This window comes from Billgrantia sp. Q4P2 (assembly GCF_052806135.1).
In genome coordinates this window covers 1-17,461 of record NZ_JBRBAI010000012.1, presented here as the reverse complement: position 1 = coordinate 17,461, position 17,461 = coordinate 1, and the positions used below count along the sequence as shown (strand labels likewise).

Annotated in this window: 14 protein-coding genes; 8 read left to right on the top strand and 6 right to left on the bottom strand. The window is 64.7% G+C overall.

All coding sequences use genetic code 11. The features are described 5' to 3' along the window. The first annotated feature begins 168 nt into the window (after window positions 1–168). Window positions 169–1,905 carry a bifunctional diguanylate cyclase/phosphodiesterase gene (locus ACUY1T_RS18180; protein WP_446024993.1) on the top strand — a complete coding sequence of 579 codons (1,737 nt, stop codon included), beginning with the start codon at window positions 169–171 and terminating at the stop codon, window positions 1,903–1,905. Window positions 1,906–1,966: 61 nt separating this feature from the next. Here ACUY1T_RS18180 and ACUY1T_RS18175 read toward each other — a convergent pair whose 3' ends face one another. Further along, window positions 1,967–3,382, bottom strand: coding sequence for a hypothetical protein (locus ACUY1T_RS18175; protein ID WP_446024992.1), 1,416 nt, complete (start codon window positions 3,380–3,382; stop codon window positions 1,967–1,969). Window positions 3,383–3,558: 176 nt separating this feature from the next. Between ACUY1T_RS18175 and ACUY1T_RS18170 the strand changes: the two genes are divergently transcribed. After that, window positions 3,559–4,224 (top strand): SDR family oxidoreductase, encoded by a 666-nt coding sequence (locus tag ACUY1T_RS18170; RefSeq protein WP_446024991.1) that lies wholly within the window; start codon window positions 3,559–3,561, stop codon window positions 4,222–4,224. 2 nt (window positions 4,225–4,226) lie between these two features. Here ACUY1T_RS18170 and ACUY1T_RS18165 read toward each other — a convergent pair whose 3' ends face one another. Together ACUY1T_RS18165 and ACUY1T_RS18160 are read right to left on the bottom strand one after the other, a co-directional pair. Next, window positions 4,227–4,769, bottom strand: a complete 543-nt coding sequence (locus tag ACUY1T_RS18165; protein WP_446024990.1) for a phosphatase PAP2 family protein — start codon at window positions 4,767–4,769, stop codon at window positions 4,227–4,229. Continuing rightward, window positions 4,741–5,904 carry a glycosyltransferase family 4 protein gene (locus tag ACUY1T_RS18160; protein ID WP_446024989.1) on the bottom strand — a complete coding sequence of 388 codons (1,164 nt, stop codon included), beginning with the start codon at window positions 5,902–5,904 and terminating at the stop codon, window positions 4,741–4,743. Before ACUY1T_RS18160 ends, ACUY1T_RS18165 begins: the two co-directional genes overlap by 29 nt. Before the next feature lie 185 nt (window positions 5,905–6,089). Here ACUY1T_RS18160 and aceK point away from each other — a divergent pair, with 185 nt between their 5' ends. From aceK to ACUY1T_RS18145, 3 genes are all read left to right on the top strand, one after another. Further along, the gene (gene aceK / locus ACUY1T_RS18155; RefSeq protein ID WP_446024988.1) at window positions 6,090–7,835 is read left to right on the top strand and encodes a bifunctional isocitrate dehydrogenase kinase/phosphatase; all 1,746 of its coding nucleotides are present in this window, start codon (window positions 6,090–6,092) and stop codon (window positions 7,833–7,835) included. A gap of 21 nt (window positions 7,836–7,856) precedes the next feature. Further along, on the top strand, window positions 7,857–8,597 hold the full coding sequence (locus ACUY1T_RS18150) for an SIR2 family NAD-dependent protein deacylase (protein ID WP_446024987.1): 741 nt from the start codon (window positions 7,857–7,859) through the stop codon (window positions 8,595–8,597). Window positions 8,598–8,676: 79 nt separating this feature from the next. Continuing rightward, on the top strand, window positions 8,677–9,501 hold the full coding sequence (locus tag ACUY1T_RS18145; RefSeq protein WP_446024986.1) for a DTW domain-containing protein: 825 nt from the start codon (window positions 8,677–8,679) through the stop codon (window positions 9,499–9,501). A gap of 7 nt (window positions 9,502–9,508) precedes the next feature. On the opposite strand, the gene ACUY1T_RS18140 is transcribed toward ACUY1T_RS18145, so the two are convergent. Continuing rightward, window positions 9,509–10,939: a diguanylate cyclase gene (locus ACUY1T_RS18140; RefSeq protein WP_446024985.1), complete on the bottom strand. Its 1,431-nt coding sequence runs from the start codon at window positions 10,937–10,939 to the stop codon at window positions 9,509–9,511. Between the two features lie 187 nt (window positions 10,940–11,126). On the opposite strand from ACUY1T_RS18140, the gene ACUY1T_RS18135 reads away from it, so the two are divergent. The 3 genes from ACUY1T_RS18135 to ACUY1T_RS18125 all read left to right on the top strand — a co-directional run bounded on the left by ACUY1T_RS18135 (window position 11,127) and on the right by ACUY1T_RS18125 (window position 14,207). Continuing rightward, window positions 11,127–11,531 (top strand): transcriptional regulator, encoded by a 405-nt coding sequence (locus ACUY1T_RS18135; protein WP_446024984.1) that lies wholly within the window; start codon window positions 11,127–11,129, stop codon window positions 11,529–11,531. Window positions 11,532–11,812: 281 nt separating this feature from the next. Then, window positions 11,813–13,609: a phospholipase effector Tle1 domain-containing protein gene (locus tag ACUY1T_RS18130; protein ID WP_446024983.1), complete on the top strand. Its 1,797-nt coding sequence runs from the start codon at window positions 11,813–11,815 to the stop codon at window positions 13,607–13,609. After that, entirely contained in the window at window positions 13,602–14,207 is a 606-nt protein-coding gene (locus tag ACUY1T_RS18125) for a DUF2931 family protein (protein ID WP_446024982.1), read from the top strand. Before ACUY1T_RS18130 ends, ACUY1T_RS18125 begins: the two co-directional genes overlap by 8 nt. Window positions 14,208–14,535: 328 nt before the next feature. Here the strand turns inward: ACUY1T_RS18125 and ACUY1T_RS18120 are convergent, their stop codons facing one another. Together ACUY1T_RS18120 and ACUY1T_RS18115 are read right to left on the bottom strand one after the other, a co-directional pair. Continuing rightward, entirely contained in the window at window positions 14,536–15,780 is a 1,245-nt protein-coding gene (locus tag ACUY1T_RS18120) for a TraB/GumN family protein (protein ID WP_446024981.1), read from the bottom strand. A 79-nt stretch (window positions 15,781–15,859) separates the two neighbouring features. After that, window positions 15,860–17,308, bottom strand: a complete 1,449-nt coding sequence (locus ACUY1T_RS18115) for a TrkH family potassium uptake protein (protein WP_446024980.1) — start codon at window positions 17,306–17,308, stop codon at window positions 15,860–15,862. Window positions 17,309–17,461: the final 153 nt, after the last annotated feature.

Here is a 17,461-nt window from a genome sequence, read left to right as displayed (position 1 = left end):
GGTGGAGGGCATTACCCTTGGCAAGGAATACCAGGAACTCGACCTCTTTGGGTGTCATTCCCGTTTCTCGATCGTGAATTTGCGTTGTGGTGCGTTCCGTCTCGTCACGACACTGTCACGAATACGTCGCATTGTTGCCCTTTCTGTAGGTAAAGGGGGGGGCGTGCCATGGCTTGCCGGGAGGCACAGGAACTCAGGGCTATCATCGAGGGGGAGCAGCTCACACCCTGCTTTCAGCCGATCGTCGACGTGGGCAGACAGCGGGTGCACGGCTATGAAGCGCTGATTCGCGGGCCGGAAGGCTCGTGGATGCACTCGCCGCTGATCCTGTTCGACGTGGCGATGCGAACGGGGCTTTTAGTCGAACTCGACCTGATGTGTCGGCGGCTGGCGGTTGCCGCCTTTGTTCGGCTCGGTCTGCCGGGGCGGCTATTCCTCAACGTGATGCCGTCCACCATCGTCGAGCGTGACTTTCGTGAGGGCCTGACCCTGGGCTATCTGCGCGAGTATGGTCTGGCACCCAACCGGGTAGTGATCGAGCTGACCGAGCACGTGCCGATTCAGGATTATGCCCTGATGCGCCAGGCAGTGGCGCATTACCGGGACATGGGCTTCCAGGTGGCGTTGGACGATCTGGGCGCCGGTCACTCCAGCCTGCGGCATTGGGCCGAGCTACGTCCCGACTTCGTCAAGCTCGACCGCCACTTTGTCACCGGCATCGACCGTGAGCCCGGCAAGCGGGAATTCCTGCGCTCCATCCTCGACGTGTCGCGCAGCCTGGGTTGCCTGTTGATCGCGGAGGGGGTCGAAACCGTCGAGGAGTACCGTTGCCTGTGGGAACTCGACCGCAGCCTTTCACTACTGCAAGGTTATTTCTTCGCTCGACCCAGCCTGACCCCGCCGCGCGAGATCGAGCATTTGCTGACAAGTGGAGCGCCACTACGCCAGGAGAAGGTGCGCTGCGCTCGCGCCGTACTCAAGCCTTTGGAACCCATCACGCCGCAGTGGCCGGTACTCGATCTGGCAGAACGCTTCCGTGCCGACCCAACGCTGCGCTGCGTGGCGGTAGTGGAGAATGAGCGGCCCATTGGTGTGGTTCGGCGTAACGAATTTCTTACCCTTTTCACCAACCCCTTCAGCCATGCCCTGTTCTCGAAGCGCCGGATCGGGGAACTGGCTGATCCACGCATGATGGTCGCCGTGGATGAAACGCCGCTGACCGCGCTCAGCCAGCAGCTCACCGACAACAGCGACGTGCCCCAGGAGGACTTCGTGATTGTCGATGCCGAAGAGCGCTATCAGGGCATGGGCAATATCGTCGACCTGCTGCGTGAAATCACCTCGATCCAGGTGCGCCAAGCGCGCCATGCCAATCCCCTGACCGGTTTGCCGGGCAATCTGCTGATCAACCAAACCCTGGATGAATGGTTGGAAAGAGGCGACGCCTTCACCGCAGTCTACTGTGACCTCGACAACTTCAAGGCGTACAACGACGCATACGGCTACGCGCGTGGCGATCGGGTCATCGTGGCGCTGGCCCAGTTGCTCGACGAGTTGGTGGGCAAGAGAGGCTTCATCGGCCATATCGGTGGAGACGACTTCATGCTGCTGTTCGAGGGCCATGAATGGGAGCATTGCTGTCACGCCATACTCGAGGCCTTCGGTGCCATTGCTCCCGACTTCTACGACGCGTCGGATCGACGAGCTGGTGGTATATGGGTCGAAAACCGGCAGGGCCAGACCCACTTCTGTCCTTTCGTCAGCCTATCGCTGGCGGCGCGTCCTGTGTGTGATGGGCGCGGTTGTGATTCCCTGACCATTGCAGAAGATCTCTCGGAGCTCAAGCAGCAGGCCAAGCGGCAGGCCGGCAACAGTTTGTTCATCGACCGCCGCCAGCGCTGCTGAGAACCATGGGGGAACACCCGACCCTGCCGGGGATGGGAAGGCCGGGAGAAAAACGCGGAGGTTATTCGCTGCTGAGGTGCAGCGTATAGCTGCCGCTTTCGCTATTGCCGTAGGCCCGGGCGATGGCGCGGTAGGTGCCCTCGTCCAGATGGGTACTGATACGTGCGTTCAGTCCACCGGCGCCGTCGTCGTCGCGTAGGGACAGGCCCTGACCCTCCAGCTCGAGATAGGCATCGAAGTCGTCCGAATGCAGGTCCAGGCGATAGTCGCCGGCGCTCTCCACGACCAGCTCATAGTAGTCACGGGCGCCCGGCTCCAGCATGGCCCGCACCGGGCGGTCGACCTCCAACTGGCCGTTGCTGGGCAGTTCATCCAGCGCGATGCCGTTGGCACGAAGTTCGAACAAGCCGCTGCCGTGACCGCCATGACCGCGTGCGGTCACGCGATAGCTGCCGGCGTCCAGCGAGGCATAGAGACGGGCATTGAGTCCTTCGCCGCCGTCATCGTCGCTGTAAGAGACGTTATTGCCGCTCAGCTCGAGGAAGGAGTCGAAATCGGACGAGAGCATGTCGATGGTGACGGCGGCGGGTGCATCGAGGGTGAACTCGTAGCTCAGCGTCTCGCCGCTGAACCAGCCATGCAGCGGCTCGTCGAATGTGAGTTCGCCACTGTTGCGCAGCGTTTCGCCATTGGCCAGCTCGTGGGGGGCGAGCTCCAGCGTATAGAGGCCGCTGTCCTGGCCGTAGGAGCTGCGTGCGGTGAGGCGATACTCACCCGGCTCGAGGAAGTCCGCGATGCGTGCATCGAGGTTGCCGGCACTGTCATCGTCCTCGCGGCGGTAACCGTTGGGGCCTTCGAGCACCAGGTAGGCATCCAGGTCGCTGGAGCGCATCTCGATCTGGAACAGGCCGGTCTCCTCGATGGTCAGCGTGTAGGTGTCACCACTCCCTTGCAGCCAGCCATCGGCCCGTGAAGGCATCTCCAGCGCATCGCTGGTGGTGAGTTCCATTTGCCGGCTGGCCAGGGTGTAGGGGCCGTAGCTGTGCAGGTCATGGCCGCTGACCACCAGCGTGTAGTCGCCGCTTTCGTCGATGCGGCGGCGCAATGAGGCGGCAGAAGGCGCGTCGTAGTAGGCCGGGCTGGCACTCGAGGCGAGCAGTTGCTGGTCAGCGTCGTAAAGGGCCAGGGTGCCCTGCAGCGGGCCACTCAGCTCGATCTCGACCAGGGCGCCCTCCTCCAGCGGCAGGGTGAAGCGCTGGAAGCGGCTGCCATCCTTGCCGTTGAGCTCGCTGGTCGAGGTGATCTCGCCCCGCTGGCGTTCGCCCAGCTCCAGGGAGGGGGGAGCCGAGCTGTCGGCGACGGCGTCGTCGATGGCCGGGGCGGCTGGCGTGGCGTTCGGCAATTGCCAACCCACGACGAAGCCGATGGCGGCGCCGCCCAGGGCGGCGAGTGTCATAGTAGAGGCGCGATTGGCCATGAAAGCGTCCTTGTTCGATGGCAGGCATCGGTGAATGGACCCGAGACGGGGATTACATTGCGTAACCATTATATGCCTGCCTTTGCGTTGAGGGATATGTGCCGAATCAGCACTTGCACTTCCTGGGTCGACCACCACACTGGAAAGCGTCCCTCATTCGCGATGAAGGAGTCGTTATGGCTTCCAATGTATTGATTACTGGTGCTAACCGCGGCATCGGCCTGGCACTGGCCCGGCACTATCATGACGAGGGCTGGCAGGTGATCGGTGTGTGTCGTGCAGCCTCCCCGGAACTCAACGAGGTCGCAGCTCAAGTGATCGAAGGGGTCGACGTGACCCGGGCCGATGACGTTGCGCGTCTCGTCGAGGCCGTTGGTGGGCAACGCCTGGACCTGCTGATCAACAACGCCGGCCTGCTGCATGACGAGTCGCTGGGTTCGCTCGACTTCGACGCCATTCGCGAGCAGATGGAAGTCAATTCCTACGGCCCGCTGCGAGTGACCGAGGCACTGCTGGACAACTTGGGGGCCGGCAGCAAGATTGCCAACGTCTCCAGCCGCATGGGCTCGATTGCCGACAACGATTCCGGCGGACGCTATGGCTACCGTGCCTCGAAGGCGGCCCTGAACGCCTTCGGCAAGTCGCTGGCCATGGACCTCAAGCCGAAGGGCATCGCCGTCGCCCAACTGCATCCGGGCTACGTGCAGACCCGCATGGTCAACTTCGGTGGGCTGATCTCGCCCGAAGAGGCCGCTGCCGGCATCGCCGCACGTATCGAGGCCTTGACGCTGGAAACCAGTGGCGGCTTCTGGCACAGCAACGGCGAGGCGCTGCCCTGGTAACGTCAACCCGCCAGGTAGAGACTGGCCAGGCCGAAGGCGTAACCGATGGCGGCACCGGCGGCGACGTCGCTGATGTAGTGCAGGCCGAGCCCGACTCGTGACAGTGCGATGAGTAGCGCCAGCGGTACCAGCAGCGGCAGCAGCCAGGGCGCATGTGCCGCGGTCAGCACGCAGAACATCACCGCATGCATGGTGTGCCCGCTGGGGAAGCTGTAGCGGTCGCGGGCCGGTTCGCCGCACTGGATCAGGTTGACGAAGGTGATGAAGGGACGCTCGCGGCACAGGCGGGTCTTGATCATGCGGTAGATGAGGATGGCAGCGAGCCCCGTGGTGGCGTACTGCAGAAAGTAGGCGAGGCCGGCCTCGGGCTGGAGCAGCGGCTGGGCGGCGATCAGCAGCACCCATACCGGCCAGTCGCCCACGCGGCTGGCCAGACGCAGGGTGGCAAGCCAAGGGGCGTACAGGCTGAGGCTGGCAAAGCGCTGGCACAGCCGCCATTCCAGCAGGTCGAGTCGATCAAATACTGCAAGGGCGCGTGGTCGCATGGTTCACCTCCCGGGCCTGCTCGAGTACGGAGAGAAAGGTGTCGGCGATGGCCGGCCAGCGGCAGGCCTGGCTGCGCAGGCGTGCAGCGCGGCCCATCTGGGCGTAGCGCGCCGGCTGCTGGCACAGCGCCACGGCGGCCTCGCGGAATGCCTCGGCGTCGCCGGCGGGCACGGTCACGCCGTTGACGCCGCTGTCGATCAGCTCGGCGGCGGCGGCGTGGCGGTAGGCCACCACGGCCAGGCCGCTGGCCATGGCTTCCGGCACCACGTTGCCCCAGGTCTCGGAGAGCGAGGGAAACAGGAACAGGTCAGCGCTGGCGTAGTGCCGGGCCAAGGCCTCCGGCGAGATGAAACCGGTGAAATGCACCTCCGGCAGCGCCTTTTCGAGCGAGCGACGTGCCGGCCCGTCGCCGACGACGACCTGGGCCATGTCGGGGCGCGCGCTGCGCATGGCATGGAAAGTCTCGCGCAGCAGGGTGAGATTCTTCTCTGCCGCCAGGCGGCCGACGTGCAGTGCCACCGGGCGGTGCTCGTCGGCACCCCAACTGCGACGCAGCTCGGCACAGCGCAATGCCGGATCGAGGCGCCGGTGGTCGATGCCGCGTCCCATCACCGCGAGCCGCTGGAAACCCTGGCGTGAAAGGTCGTCCGCCTGCTGGCGGGTGGGGACCAGGGTGGCCTGGCAGCCGTTATGGAAGTGGCGAAGCCCGCGCAGCAGCGTCGGCGCCAGCCAGGGTACGCCGTAGTCGCCGCAGTAGTGATCGAAGTTGGTGTGCCAGCCGGCCACCAACGGGATGCCCATGCGCCTGGCCACGCGCCGCGCCGACCAGCCCAGCGGCCCTTGGGTGGCCAGGTAGACCACGTCGGGGCGCTGCTGCTGCCATAGCCGCTGGACCCGCCGCCCGGCGGGCAGGCCGAGGCGCACGGCGCGGTAGCCGGGTATCGCCATGCCCGGCACGCGCAGTTCGGCCTGCATGCCCGGCGTACGCCGCGGGGTAGCAGCGTCGGCTGGGTGCGGACGGACGAGCTGGAGCTGCATGCCCCGTGCCAGCAGCTCCTGGCTCAGCTGCGTGAGGGTATGGGCGACGCCGTTGATCTCGGGGGACCAGGTCTCGCTGACAAGACAGATTCGCATGGCATCCTCGCTGCCGGGGAGCTTGGGAGCGATAATGCCTGGCGTGGATGACGGCCCGGCGACAGGGCGATGATGAAAGGATGACGACGGCCATGTCGTCGAACTACAACACGCCCCACCATGGTCGGCTCGCGCGAAGGGCGAGAATTGGCGAAGCTGGTGGCCTACGCTGCCCGGAGTCTGCCATGAAGCATTCGCCCGCCTATCGCCTTGCCGCCACCATCCTGCATGGCTTCGACGAATACCGTACCCGCTTCAAGGAGATCACCGCCGATGCCAGCCGGCGCTTTCGCGATGCCGCCTGGCGTGAGGCCCAGCAGGCCTCGGCCGAGCGCATCAACCTCTACGAGGAGAAAGTCGGCGAGACCCTGGCTCGGCTGCAGCGCGCCCTGGACGAGGAAGATCTGACCCACTGCGAATGCTGGCGCGAGGCCAGGAACCACTACGCCGAGTTGATCAGCGAACGCCTCGACTACGAGCTGGCCGAGACCTATTTCAACTCGCTGTTCTGCTCGATCTTCCACCATCGTCACATTCGCAACGACTGGATGTTCGTCTACAGCTCGCGGGACGCCGCGGCCCACCACTCGGGCCTAGAGCCCTGCCGCCGCATGACCGCCAAGGGCGACTGGGAGGCGGCGATCCGCTGGGCGCTGGCCGAGGCCCCCTTCGAGACGCCGTACGAGGACCTGGAACGGGACGTGCGGCTGGGCGCCGAGTTCCTGAGCGGTCACCTGCCCCAGACGATCCTCGACGCGCCGGACGCAGAGATTGAGCTACTCAAGAGCGTGTTCTACCGCAACAAGGGCGCCTACCTGGTGGGGCGGGTGCGTGGCGATGGCGAACAGGTGCCGCTGGTGCTGCCGGTCCTGCATGAGCAGGGCGAGGGGTTGCACCTCGATACCGTGCTGATCGAGTCTGACGAGGTCTCCATCATCTTCTCCTTCACCCGCGCCTACTTCCAGGTCGAGGTGCAGGTGCCGGGCGAGTTCGTCGACTACCTGCAGCAGCTAATGCCCGACAAGCCGGAGGGCGAACTCTACTCGGCGATCGGCTTCTTCAAGCACGGCAAGACCGAGTTCTTCCGCGCGCTCAACCGCCAGGTGGCCAAGCGCGAGGACAAGTTCATCATCGCACCCGGCGTGCGCGGCATGGTCATGGCGGTGTTCGTGCTGCCCTCGTTTCGCACCGTGTTCAAGATCATCAAGGACCGCTTCGATCCCTCCAAGGAGATGAGCCACGACACCGTGCGCGAGAAGTACCGGCTGGTGAAGCGTCACGACCGGGTCGGACGCATGGCCGATACCCAGGAATTCTCCAACTTCATCGCACGTCAGGACCACTTCTCGCCGGAGTGCCTCGAGCACCTGCTGGAGGTGGCGCCTTCCACCGTGTACCTCCGCGGTGACAAGGTGATCATCAAGCACTGCTACACCGAGCGCATGATGACCCCGCTCAACCTCTATCTGGAGCAGTGTGGCGAGGCCGAGACCCGGGCGGTGCTCAAGGATTACGGCAATGCCATCAAGCAGATGGCGGCGGCCAACATCTTCCCCGGCGACATGCTGCTGAAGAACTTCGGCGTGACTCGCCACGGGCGGGTGATCTTCTATGACTACGACGAGGTGTGCTATCTCACCGAGTGCAACTTCCGCCATATCCCCGAACCGATGTATCCGGAGCAGGAGCTTTCCAACGAGCCTTGGTACTCGGTGGGGCCCAATGATATTTTCCCCGAGGAGTTCGGGCCGTTCCTGTTTGCCGACCTCAAGCTGCGCAAGCTCTTCTACCAACTGCACCCCGAGCTGTTCGATGCCGACTACTGGAAGGGACTGCAGCAGGAGATCGTCGATGGGCGCGTGATCGACGTCTATCCCTATCGCAACAAGCAGCGCTTCAGTGCCAGTGAAGAGAACGGCTTGGTGTACTGACGTAACGCAACGAGGGCCGTGATGGCAGACGTTAGGCGCCCCCACCTGGTGGTCTTCACCGGCTCGGGTATCAGTGCCGAAAGCGGTATCCAGACCTTTCGTGCCGGCGACGGGCTGTGGGCCGCACACCCCATCGAGGAGGTCGCCACGCCACAGGCCTGGCGGCGCGACCCGGCCCGGGTGCTGCAGTTCTACAACCTGCGCCGCGAGCAGGTGCGCCGGGCGCGTCCCAATGCTGCCCACAAGGCGTTGGCGGGACTGGAGCAGCAGGGCTTTCGTGTCAGCATCATCACCCAGAACATCGACGACCTGCATGAGCGCGCCGGCTCGCGCAACGTGCTGCATCTGCATGGCGAGATCCTCAAGGCGCGTTCCACGGTGGACGCACGCATGCAGTACCCGCTGCCACGCGGCGGGATAGAGCTGGGCGACATCTGCGACAAGGGCAGCCAGCTGCGTCCCGACGTGGTGTGGTTCGGCGAAAGCGTGCCGCACTTCCAGGAGGCCTGCGAGATCGTCGGCGAGGCGGACCTGCTGCTGGTGGTGGGCACCTCATTGGCGGTGATGCCGGCGGCCTCGCTGCTCGACCACACGCCGCTGGATGCTCCCAGCGTACTGGTTGACCCCGAGGCCGAGGCGCTGGCGCCGCCGGGGGTGACCCGCATCAGCCAGCCCGCCGGCAAGGGTGTGCCGGCGCTGGTGCGCCATTGGCAACGCGAGGGGAGGCTGTGGGTGCCCCAGACCCTGATCGCCAATGGCTGACGCGGTCGGGCACGTACCGGAGGCTGGCGAATGCCGATTGGTATAGAATTGCCGCCTCATTTCTCCTAGACACGAGATCATGCTGGACGAGACTAGCCAGGCCGACCTTTCGGGCAGCCACCCCGCCACGAGATTTTCGCCTGACCCCGCGAGAGGGCTTTCGCCTGACCCCGTAACCGGGCTTTCTTATGACCCCGCAACTGGTCATCCACGCCCTCCGCGGCGCGAGTTCAAGGCGCGGGGCAGCTTTACCGAGCGCTGCCCCGGCTGCCAGTTGCCGGTGTTGAATTGTCTCTGTCCCTACCAGGCCAGCGCCGCGAGCGAGGCGCGCGTGTGGCTGGTCACCCATCCGCTCGAGCACTTCAAGCCGACCAACACCGGGCGCTTGATTCGCGACGTGCTGCCGGATACCGAGGTCTTCACCTGGTACCGTACGGCACCGGACGAACGGCTGCTGGCCTTGCTCGACGATCCACGCTTCGCCCCCTTCGTGATCTTTCCCGACGACCAGCCCGACTACGCCGAGCGGGTGGTGGGCATGGAGGCGGTCGGCGAGGTCAAGGCAGGTGGGCGGATACCGGTCTTCATCCTGCTCGACGGCACCTGGCGCCAGGCGCGGCGGATCTTCCGCAAGAGTCCCTACCTCGACCGGCTGCCGGTGCTACCGCTGGCCACCACGCGACTGACCCGCTACCGCTTGCGCAAGCCGGCATCCCAGGCTCATCTGTGCACCGCCGAAGTGGCCGCCGAGCTGCTGCGCCAGAGCGGCGACGTCAGCGCGGCCCAGGTGCTGGATGACTACTTCGACGTCTTCAACGTCAGCTATGACGCCAGCCGCCGCTACGAGAAGATCGAGCAGCCGACCCCGGCCATGCGACGCCTGCTGGCATATCGCGCCGAGTGAAACGGCATCATTCATCGATCTCCTGAGTTCGCACACAGGCACGCCCCGCTCGTTTGGCGCGATACATGGCACGATCGGCGCGTTGCACCAGTTTGCGGGAGGTGTCGCCAGACCGATGAACGGCAACGCCGAAGCTGGCAGTAACGCCCCCCACAGGATCGATGCGGCACTGGGCGAGGGTATGGCACAGGCGCCAGGCCAGCTCCTGCGCCTGGGGCAGGTCGCAGCCGGGTATGACAGCGACGAACTCCTCGCCACCCCAGCGGCCCAGGTGGTCGCTGTCGCGCAGCTGCGACTGGACCTCCTGGGCCACTCGGCGTAGTACGCTGTCGCCCACCTCATGGCCATGGCTATCGTTGATCGGTTTGAAGTGGTCGACATCGAACAGCAGCAATGCCAAGGAGCGGCCGTTCCGGCTGGCAGTCGCCAGCTCGGCTTCGAGGACCTTCTCGATACGGTGACGGTTTGCCACCTGGGTCAAGGGGTCGGTATAAGCCAGCCACTGCAGTCGGGTGTTACGTTCGTGAAGCAAGCGATAGCGGTGCTGGGTTTCCCGCTTTTGGTGAAGCAGCTCCCGGCGTAGCGCGGCCGTCTGGATGAGCTGCAGCAGCTGATGCCGCAGGGGTGGGGCGAGGTGACGTGGCTGCCGATCCCGACATATCGCCAGGCTCCGGTCTGGGGTCGTCTCGCCGAGATCGAGGATGAGGGCCGCGCGGGCCTGCCGGCCGGTCAGCCAGGTTCTCAGCAATGGCGGCGGCAGGCACAGCGGGCAGTGCGACAAATCGGGGAGTGGGCCTGGTGCCGCGAGCAGCTCGACCGGCTCCGCCTGGCTGTCGATCAGCATCAGTGGTGCGTTGGTGCAGCGGCCGATGTCGCTGGGGAGAGGCTCGAGACGGGTACCTTCCCGGCCAAGCCGCATGCTGCGTCCCCCATACTCATGGCTATGGAGAATGCAGGATTCAAAACCGGTCAGCGCGTGTAGCGCCCGCAGCAATTGGTCGTAAAGCTCGTTGACGCTGCTGGCTCGGGTGATACGTGTTCCCCAGGCGTAACCGAGCCCCGGCAGCTCATGGCTTTTTCCTTCCTGGGGCTCCACTTCAAGGATCACATGCCGTCTCGCCATGTATGTGGAGACGTAGAGGTACCGCGAGCCCACATGCGCCTGGCCAGAGGGGATCGTCATGCCGGGCAGCCCCATGGCCAGCGCCTTTGCCAGGGCCGTAGCGACATCGGTACCCAGCACCTCTTCGGGCGATCGCCCGAGCGCTTCGGCGGGCGACAAACCGAAGAAGCGGGATAGATTGGCGCTGGCCAGGCACACGCCTTGCCAATCGCTGTCATAAGCAATGAGACAGCCATGCGGCTGTACCGCCGCGCTGGTGGCCGGCACCGATGGGCGGATGCTCGCATCGAGTTCCTTATCAAGCGAGTCCGGCATGAGTCTTCCCTATTGTGTAGCCGGCAGCGAGGGCGGCTGCCGTCCCTCCTGTTGCGTGCCATGTCACCTTTTGACGGTCGGCATGGTTCAAGAGGGGTACCTGACATGATGAAAGTAAACCACTTGTTGTCATGTTTCGGCAACCCGGGTTTAACTGCGAGCTCGGTGCGCGCGGCACATTCCCTCGATGAATGAGAAAACCGCCTTTGCCGAACGGCTGGCCGACGCCATGCGCGCTGCCGGCTACGAACCGCGCCCTGCCGTACTCGAGCGGGAGTTCAACCTGCGCTATTGGGGCAAGCCCGTCACGCTGCAGGGCGTGCGGCGTTGGCTATGCGGGGAGACCCTGCCTCAGCAGGAGAAGCTGCAGGTGCTGGCCGAGTGGCTTGGGCTCGAGCCGCAAGTGCTGCGCTTCGGTGAGAGCGGTGGTTATCGGATCGGCGAGCCGCGCGGCTCCTGGGGCGCCTCGGTCAGCGCCGAGGAGCGCCGCGTGCTGCAGCGCTACCTGGCCCTGCCAGTGGAACAGCGCAAGGTGGTGGCCCAAGTCATCGAGGCCTTCGCCCGGGCCGCACGCGACCCGGGCGAAGACTAGGCCGAGCGTGACAATGAAGGAAACAGTTAGGTGGATGACGCGCCTGTCCGCCTGCCAGGCAGAAGCCCAGACCGTGTAAACCGCCCAGATCTTTTTTTCGCGAGCAGTACGCACGCCACCCCGTGCGGCAGCATTGGCGTTGCCCGTGGGGTGAGTCTCATACAGAAAAGTCATCCATTGACCATGGCCTTTGTAGGAAATCGACCATAGCGTCGCGCTTCACCATCCGGATACCCTAATTCACTTTCCGTTTTTAGAAAGCCAGGAAGGGGGAGAGGGCAGTGTTCTGGAAGCTCATTCGTCGCCATGACGTCAGGGATATCGATCTTCCCTTCATCGAGTTGCCCACCTTCGCTGCGAGCAAGGTCGAAAACGAGCTATCCAGGGAGTCTGGCCGGGAAACTCTCTCCCAGCTGTATAAAAGGGCAGGCGGCTACGATCTGTTTCCGGACAAGGAAAAGGCGATCCGAACGATCGTCAAGGCGGTCCGGGACGGTGACCTGCTGCTGGTCCTGAACGACGGTTTCGACCGCCCTTTCTGCCCATTGGTCGAGTGGAACGGCGAGCAATGGCGTGCGAGTCTATCCGGGGCATTCTTGCGGGGCTCCACGAGCCTGATCGAATGGAACCTCCCGCGCCTGAACGCCCGGGGGCTGGGGCCGCAAGCCATGGCCTCGTTGCAGCGCCACGGTGACTGGGGCGTCGTCCGCCCCGTGCCCACGCCCGAGCCGACGCCCTCCCCGCCGCCACCGGTGCCGGAAACGCCTCCCGCTCAGCCGCGCCACCTGCAGATCGGCGTGTTCTTCGATGGCACCGGCAACAACATGCACAACGACCGCCATCTGCCCGATCGCGATATCACCAACGTGGCCAAGCTGCGCGATTTATATCCGGAGGATGAAGAGGAAGGCTACTATCGAGTTTATATTCATGGTGTGGGGACCATTACCGGTCATGCGAATGATGATGGCTTCGTGGCCTCCGAAGACGCCATCGGCATGGGCAGCGGCGTCGGCCCGGAGGGCGGCCATGCGCGTATCGAGCTAGCGTTGTCCGAAGTCCGCAAGATCCTGGAGGCCTACCCCCGCGATACGCTGGTGACCTTCGACGTGTTCGGCTTTAGCCGCGGCGCGGCCCTGGCCCGGCACTTCGTCAACCTGATCCATCGCTGGCCGGAAACCCTGCTGGTGCCGGACTTCCAGCTCGACGGACCGGAAAGCGCGATGGTGCCGGATTTCCGCATCGGCGAGTATCGGCTGCCGTTGCGGCTCATTCCGGCCTTTCCTCCTTCGCCGATTCCCTTCGCACAGGTGCGCTTCGTGGGGTTGTTCGATACCGTGGGCAGCTTCTACTGGCCCGGCAACGCCGAAAACCTCGATTTCGATCTCTACCTCGCCTCGGGCAGTGCCGCGCGGGTGGTGCAGCTTACTGCCCATCACGAGATCCGCCGCAACTTCCCGCTCAACAGCATTGCCGATGCCCAGGGCAGCCATCCCGGCAACTTTGCCGAGATCGCCCTGCCGGGAGTGCACGCCGACATCGGCGGCGGCTATGAGAACCCCAGGCACGAGGCGGACATCGCCAATCTTGAGGAACTAATCGTGCGCCGCCGGGGTGGGCTGGGGGCCAATGGGGAGACGATTCGCCGGGCCCAGGCGGAAGCGCAGGAAAGGGGGCTCGACATCCGCGTGGATGGCATGGACGTGCTCGAGGTCGAGCGGCGCGCCACACGCAAGGAGCTGGCCATCTATGCCCTGCATCAGATGCATGACGAGGCATTGCGAGCCTGGGTGCCTTTGAGACCCCTGTTGGCAACGAATCCAGAGCATGCCATTCCTGCCGAGCTGCAAACCCTGATCGATGACTGGTGGCAAAGCGGCCGCCGACGCGGGCGACAGTGGATGCTGGACATATCGCACGAACACTTTGCCGGCTACATCCATACGTCTCACCGCCAGCAGTCGTATAGCCTGAGAGACCACTTCGCCCACGCCCCGGAGCCCAGTGGCAAGCGCCGGATATTTCCCAATCTTCACGGCGTGCCGAAGGTGGCCCAGCAGGAGCCGCAGGATGTCTAGGCCATGGACGACTCGCTTGCTCACTGCGCTGCTGCTGGCGCTGCTGCTATTGACCGCTGCCTGCGAGGCGGAGCCTGAGCCGCGACGTTATGACTTTGCCGTGCAGCCATTCGGCGGGCCGCGAGGGTGGCCGGTATGGGTTGAGTACATGACCTTCGATCATGCATGGCAAACCCCTGGGGGGGGGCTAAGTGCCGGTTTTGAGCATCGTCCACCTCGTAGTGGATCGGTCAACGTATTGGCTCATCCTGTGCCAGCTCCTCAATCCGTACAGGCACGCTGGTTCTCCTACCATACCCAGACCTTCTACGAGATCGATCTGGCACTGCCGGATACGGACGCCCTGCTGCAGCAGTGGTACCGGGATTATCCTCCACCCGATTACCGCCATTATCTTATGGTTGGTTTCTCCGGTAGGGGGGAAGCCAAAGTCTGGTGGCGCGCCAGCTGCAACGTCTGCGGCCGTGATCGCAGTCGGGATTTCCATGCACCCATCGTGGAATCGGCGTGGGCCGAGGAGGTGGAGGGGAACCCTGACTGGTACCGCGAGCACATCCAAGAGTACGTCAATGAAGGCGTGTTCCCCTCACCATGGTGAGATGCATGGTTACCTCGCACCGCCGGGAGAGCCTGGCCCATTCGCCGGAGCCTGGCCCATTCGCCGGAGCCTAGCGGTAAGCGCCGGGTATTTCCCAACCTTCACGGCGTGGCGATGGCGGCCCCGCAGGAGCCAGGAGCCAGGAGCCAGGAGCCGCAGGATGGCTAGGTTATGGACGGCCCGCCTGCGGCCTGTGCTGCTACTGGCACTGCTCTTATTGACCACCGCTTGCGAGGCGGAGACTCGGCGTTATGATTTTTCTGTGCAACCGGTTGGTGGGCCTACGGGGTGGCCTGTATGGGTGGAGCATCTGCGAGGGGAGCGCAGGCTAGGCCGGCCCCCCCAACAATGCTCCGGCGATACGGAAGCCGGCGATCCAGGTACCTGCGGCGGAGCCCAGGGTGGCGAACAGGAACACCAGCAGCGTGCGCGACACGCGGTTGCGCCACCAGCCCTTTAGCTCGGTGACGTCGTGGCGCAGCATGGAGAAGTCGCGCACCTTGGGCTTGCGCATCCATAGCTCGACTCCGGCGGCAACGAAGCCGGCGCCAATGGTGGGGTTGAGCGAGGTGAGCGGCGCGGCGAACATGGTGGCCACGACGGTGACCGGGTGGGCCAGGGCGGCCAGCGTGGCCAGCCCCGAGAGCACGCCGTTGATCAGGAACCATTCTGCGACCAGTTGCCAACCGAGTTCGGTGTTGCGCGAGAAGCCGATGGCGAACCCGGTCAACACCAGTGCCGTGATCAGCCATGGCAGGGCGCGCCAAAGTTTCGAGGGCGGCGGCGTGGCTTCCAGGGTTTGACGTTCCACTTCGGGGTCGGCGGGCAGCGGGGCGCCGAAATGCTCGACCATCCCCTTCATGTGGCCGGCGCCGATCACCACCAGCACGTTACGGTAGCGCCCGGGAGGCGCCTGCTCCGCCAGGCGCAGCACCATGTAGCGGTCGCGCTCCGAGATCAGCGGCGTGTAGAGCGCTTCCGATTCGGCGGCGAACTCGCTGAAAGTCGACTCCAGCACGTCCCCTTCCTTCAGCCGCTCGATCTCCTCGGGCTTGATCTCCTGGCGCGACATCACGCTGCCGAGCAGGCCGGTGAACAGCGACATGCGTTGCCACCAGGGTACGTTGCGGTAGATGCGCTTGAGCGTGACGCCCACGTCGCGGTCGATCAGCAGCAGCGGCAGCTCGTGGTTGCGCGCCTCTTCCAGGGCGGCACGCATCTCGGCACCGGGTTCGATGCCGGACTGCTCCGCGACCCGCTGCTGGAACGCGCCCAGTGCCAGGTTGGCGGCGACCATGCCGGCCTTGCCCTGGCGGAATATCTCGAACAGATCCTGCTGGGCCAGGGCGTCCGGATTGCTGAGATTGTGGTGGCGTGCGTCGCACAGTTCGATGGCGACGGCGTCAAATTCACCGGAGCGGATCAGCCGGCGCACATCCTCGGCGCTCTCGGCAGAGACATGCGCGGTGCCCAGCAGGGTATAGCGGGTGCCGCCCACCTCGACGACGCGATGGGGGCCGCTGAAGGCGCTTTCCTGGCGCGGGTCGGTCACGGGTTCCTGGGAGTCGGTCATGTACGCTCGGGTCACAAGGGGGTGAAGACCCGATTATCCATGAAGCGGCGCGCGGGGCCAAACCCGGCCAGGACTCGCCTCACTTGCGCCAGAAGGCGGGCGTGAACAACACCAGCACGGTGAAGATTTCCAGGCGGCCGAGCAGCATCGCTACCACCAGGATCCATTTGGCGAGCTGGGGCAGCTCACCGTAGTTCTCGGAAGCCTCGCCGAGGGCAGGGCCCAGGTTGTTGAGCGACGAGGCCACCGTCGACCAGGCGGTGACCTGATCGACCCCGGTGGCCATTACGCCCACCAGCATCAGGAAGAACAGCATCAGGTAGGCCGAGAAGAAGCCCCACACCGCCTGGGCGATGCCGTCGGGTACGCTTACCTTGCCCACTTTCACTGCGATCACCGCGCTGGGGTGGATCAGCCGCATTACCTCGCGCATGCCCTGCTTCAGGATCAGGATGATACGGATCACCTTCATGCCGCCGCCGGTGGAGCCGGAACAGCCGCCGACGAAGGCGGCCATGAACAGCAGGAAGGGCAGCGCCCCCGGCCAGGCCGAGAAGTCGGCCACGCCGAAGCCGGCGGTGGTGGCGATGGAGACGACCTGGAACAGCCCATGGCGCAAGCCGCGCTCGGTGTCGTAGGTGCCGGTCAGCCATAGCGAGACGATGGCGATGACGCTCAATCCGGCGAGGAATATCAACAGGAAGCGCGCCTCGGGGTCGTGCAGGTAGTGACTGAGTTGCCGGCCGCGCCAGGCCAGGAAGTGCAGGCTGAAGCTCATCGCCGAAATGACCAGGAAGAACACGCAGATCAGCTCGATCAGGGCGCTGTCGAAGTGGCCGATACTGGCGTCATAGGTAGAGAATCCGCCGATGGCCACGGTGGAGAAACTGTGGCCCAGCGCGTCGAACCAGTTCATGCCAGCGGCCAGGTAGGCCAGGAAACAGGTCAGTGTCAGTGCCGCGTAGATGTACCAAAGGGCCTTGGCCGTCTCGGTGATGCGCGGGGTCAGCTTGGAGTCCTTCAGCGGCCCGGGGATCTCGGTGCGGTAGAGTGCCATGCCGCCGACCCCCAGCGTCGGCAGGATCGCCACGGCCAGTACCACGATCCCCATGCCGCCGAGCCACTGCAGTTGCTGGCGGTAGTAGAGCACCGATTCGGGCAGGAACTCGATGCCGGTGATCACGGTAGCACCGGTGGTGGTCAGCCCCGAGAACGACTCGAATACCGCATCGGTGGGGGCGAGGGCCGCGTCGCCGGTGAGCATGAAGGGTAGCGAACCGAACAGCCCGAGTACGCTCCAGAACAGTGCGGCAATCAGGAAGCCGTCGCGAACGCGCAGCTCCTTGCGCGCATTGCGGTTGGGCAGGTACATCATCAAGCCGGTCATCACGGTGATGGCGATGGCGATGCTGAAGGCATCCCACTGGCCGTCGCCGAACAGCAGCGAGACCAGGATCGGCGGCATCATGGTCAGGCTGAACATCATCAGCAACAGGCCGAGGATGCGCAGGATCACTCGCAGGCTCATCGGGCGGCGTTCCCTGCGTCGCGGATTGTCACTGGGCCAGCCATCAGAAGAACGTCAGCCCGACCTGGAACAGCCGCTCGACGTCGCGGATGCGGCGCTTGTCGATCACGAACAGGATCAGGTGATCGCCCGACTCCACCACCACGTCGTCGT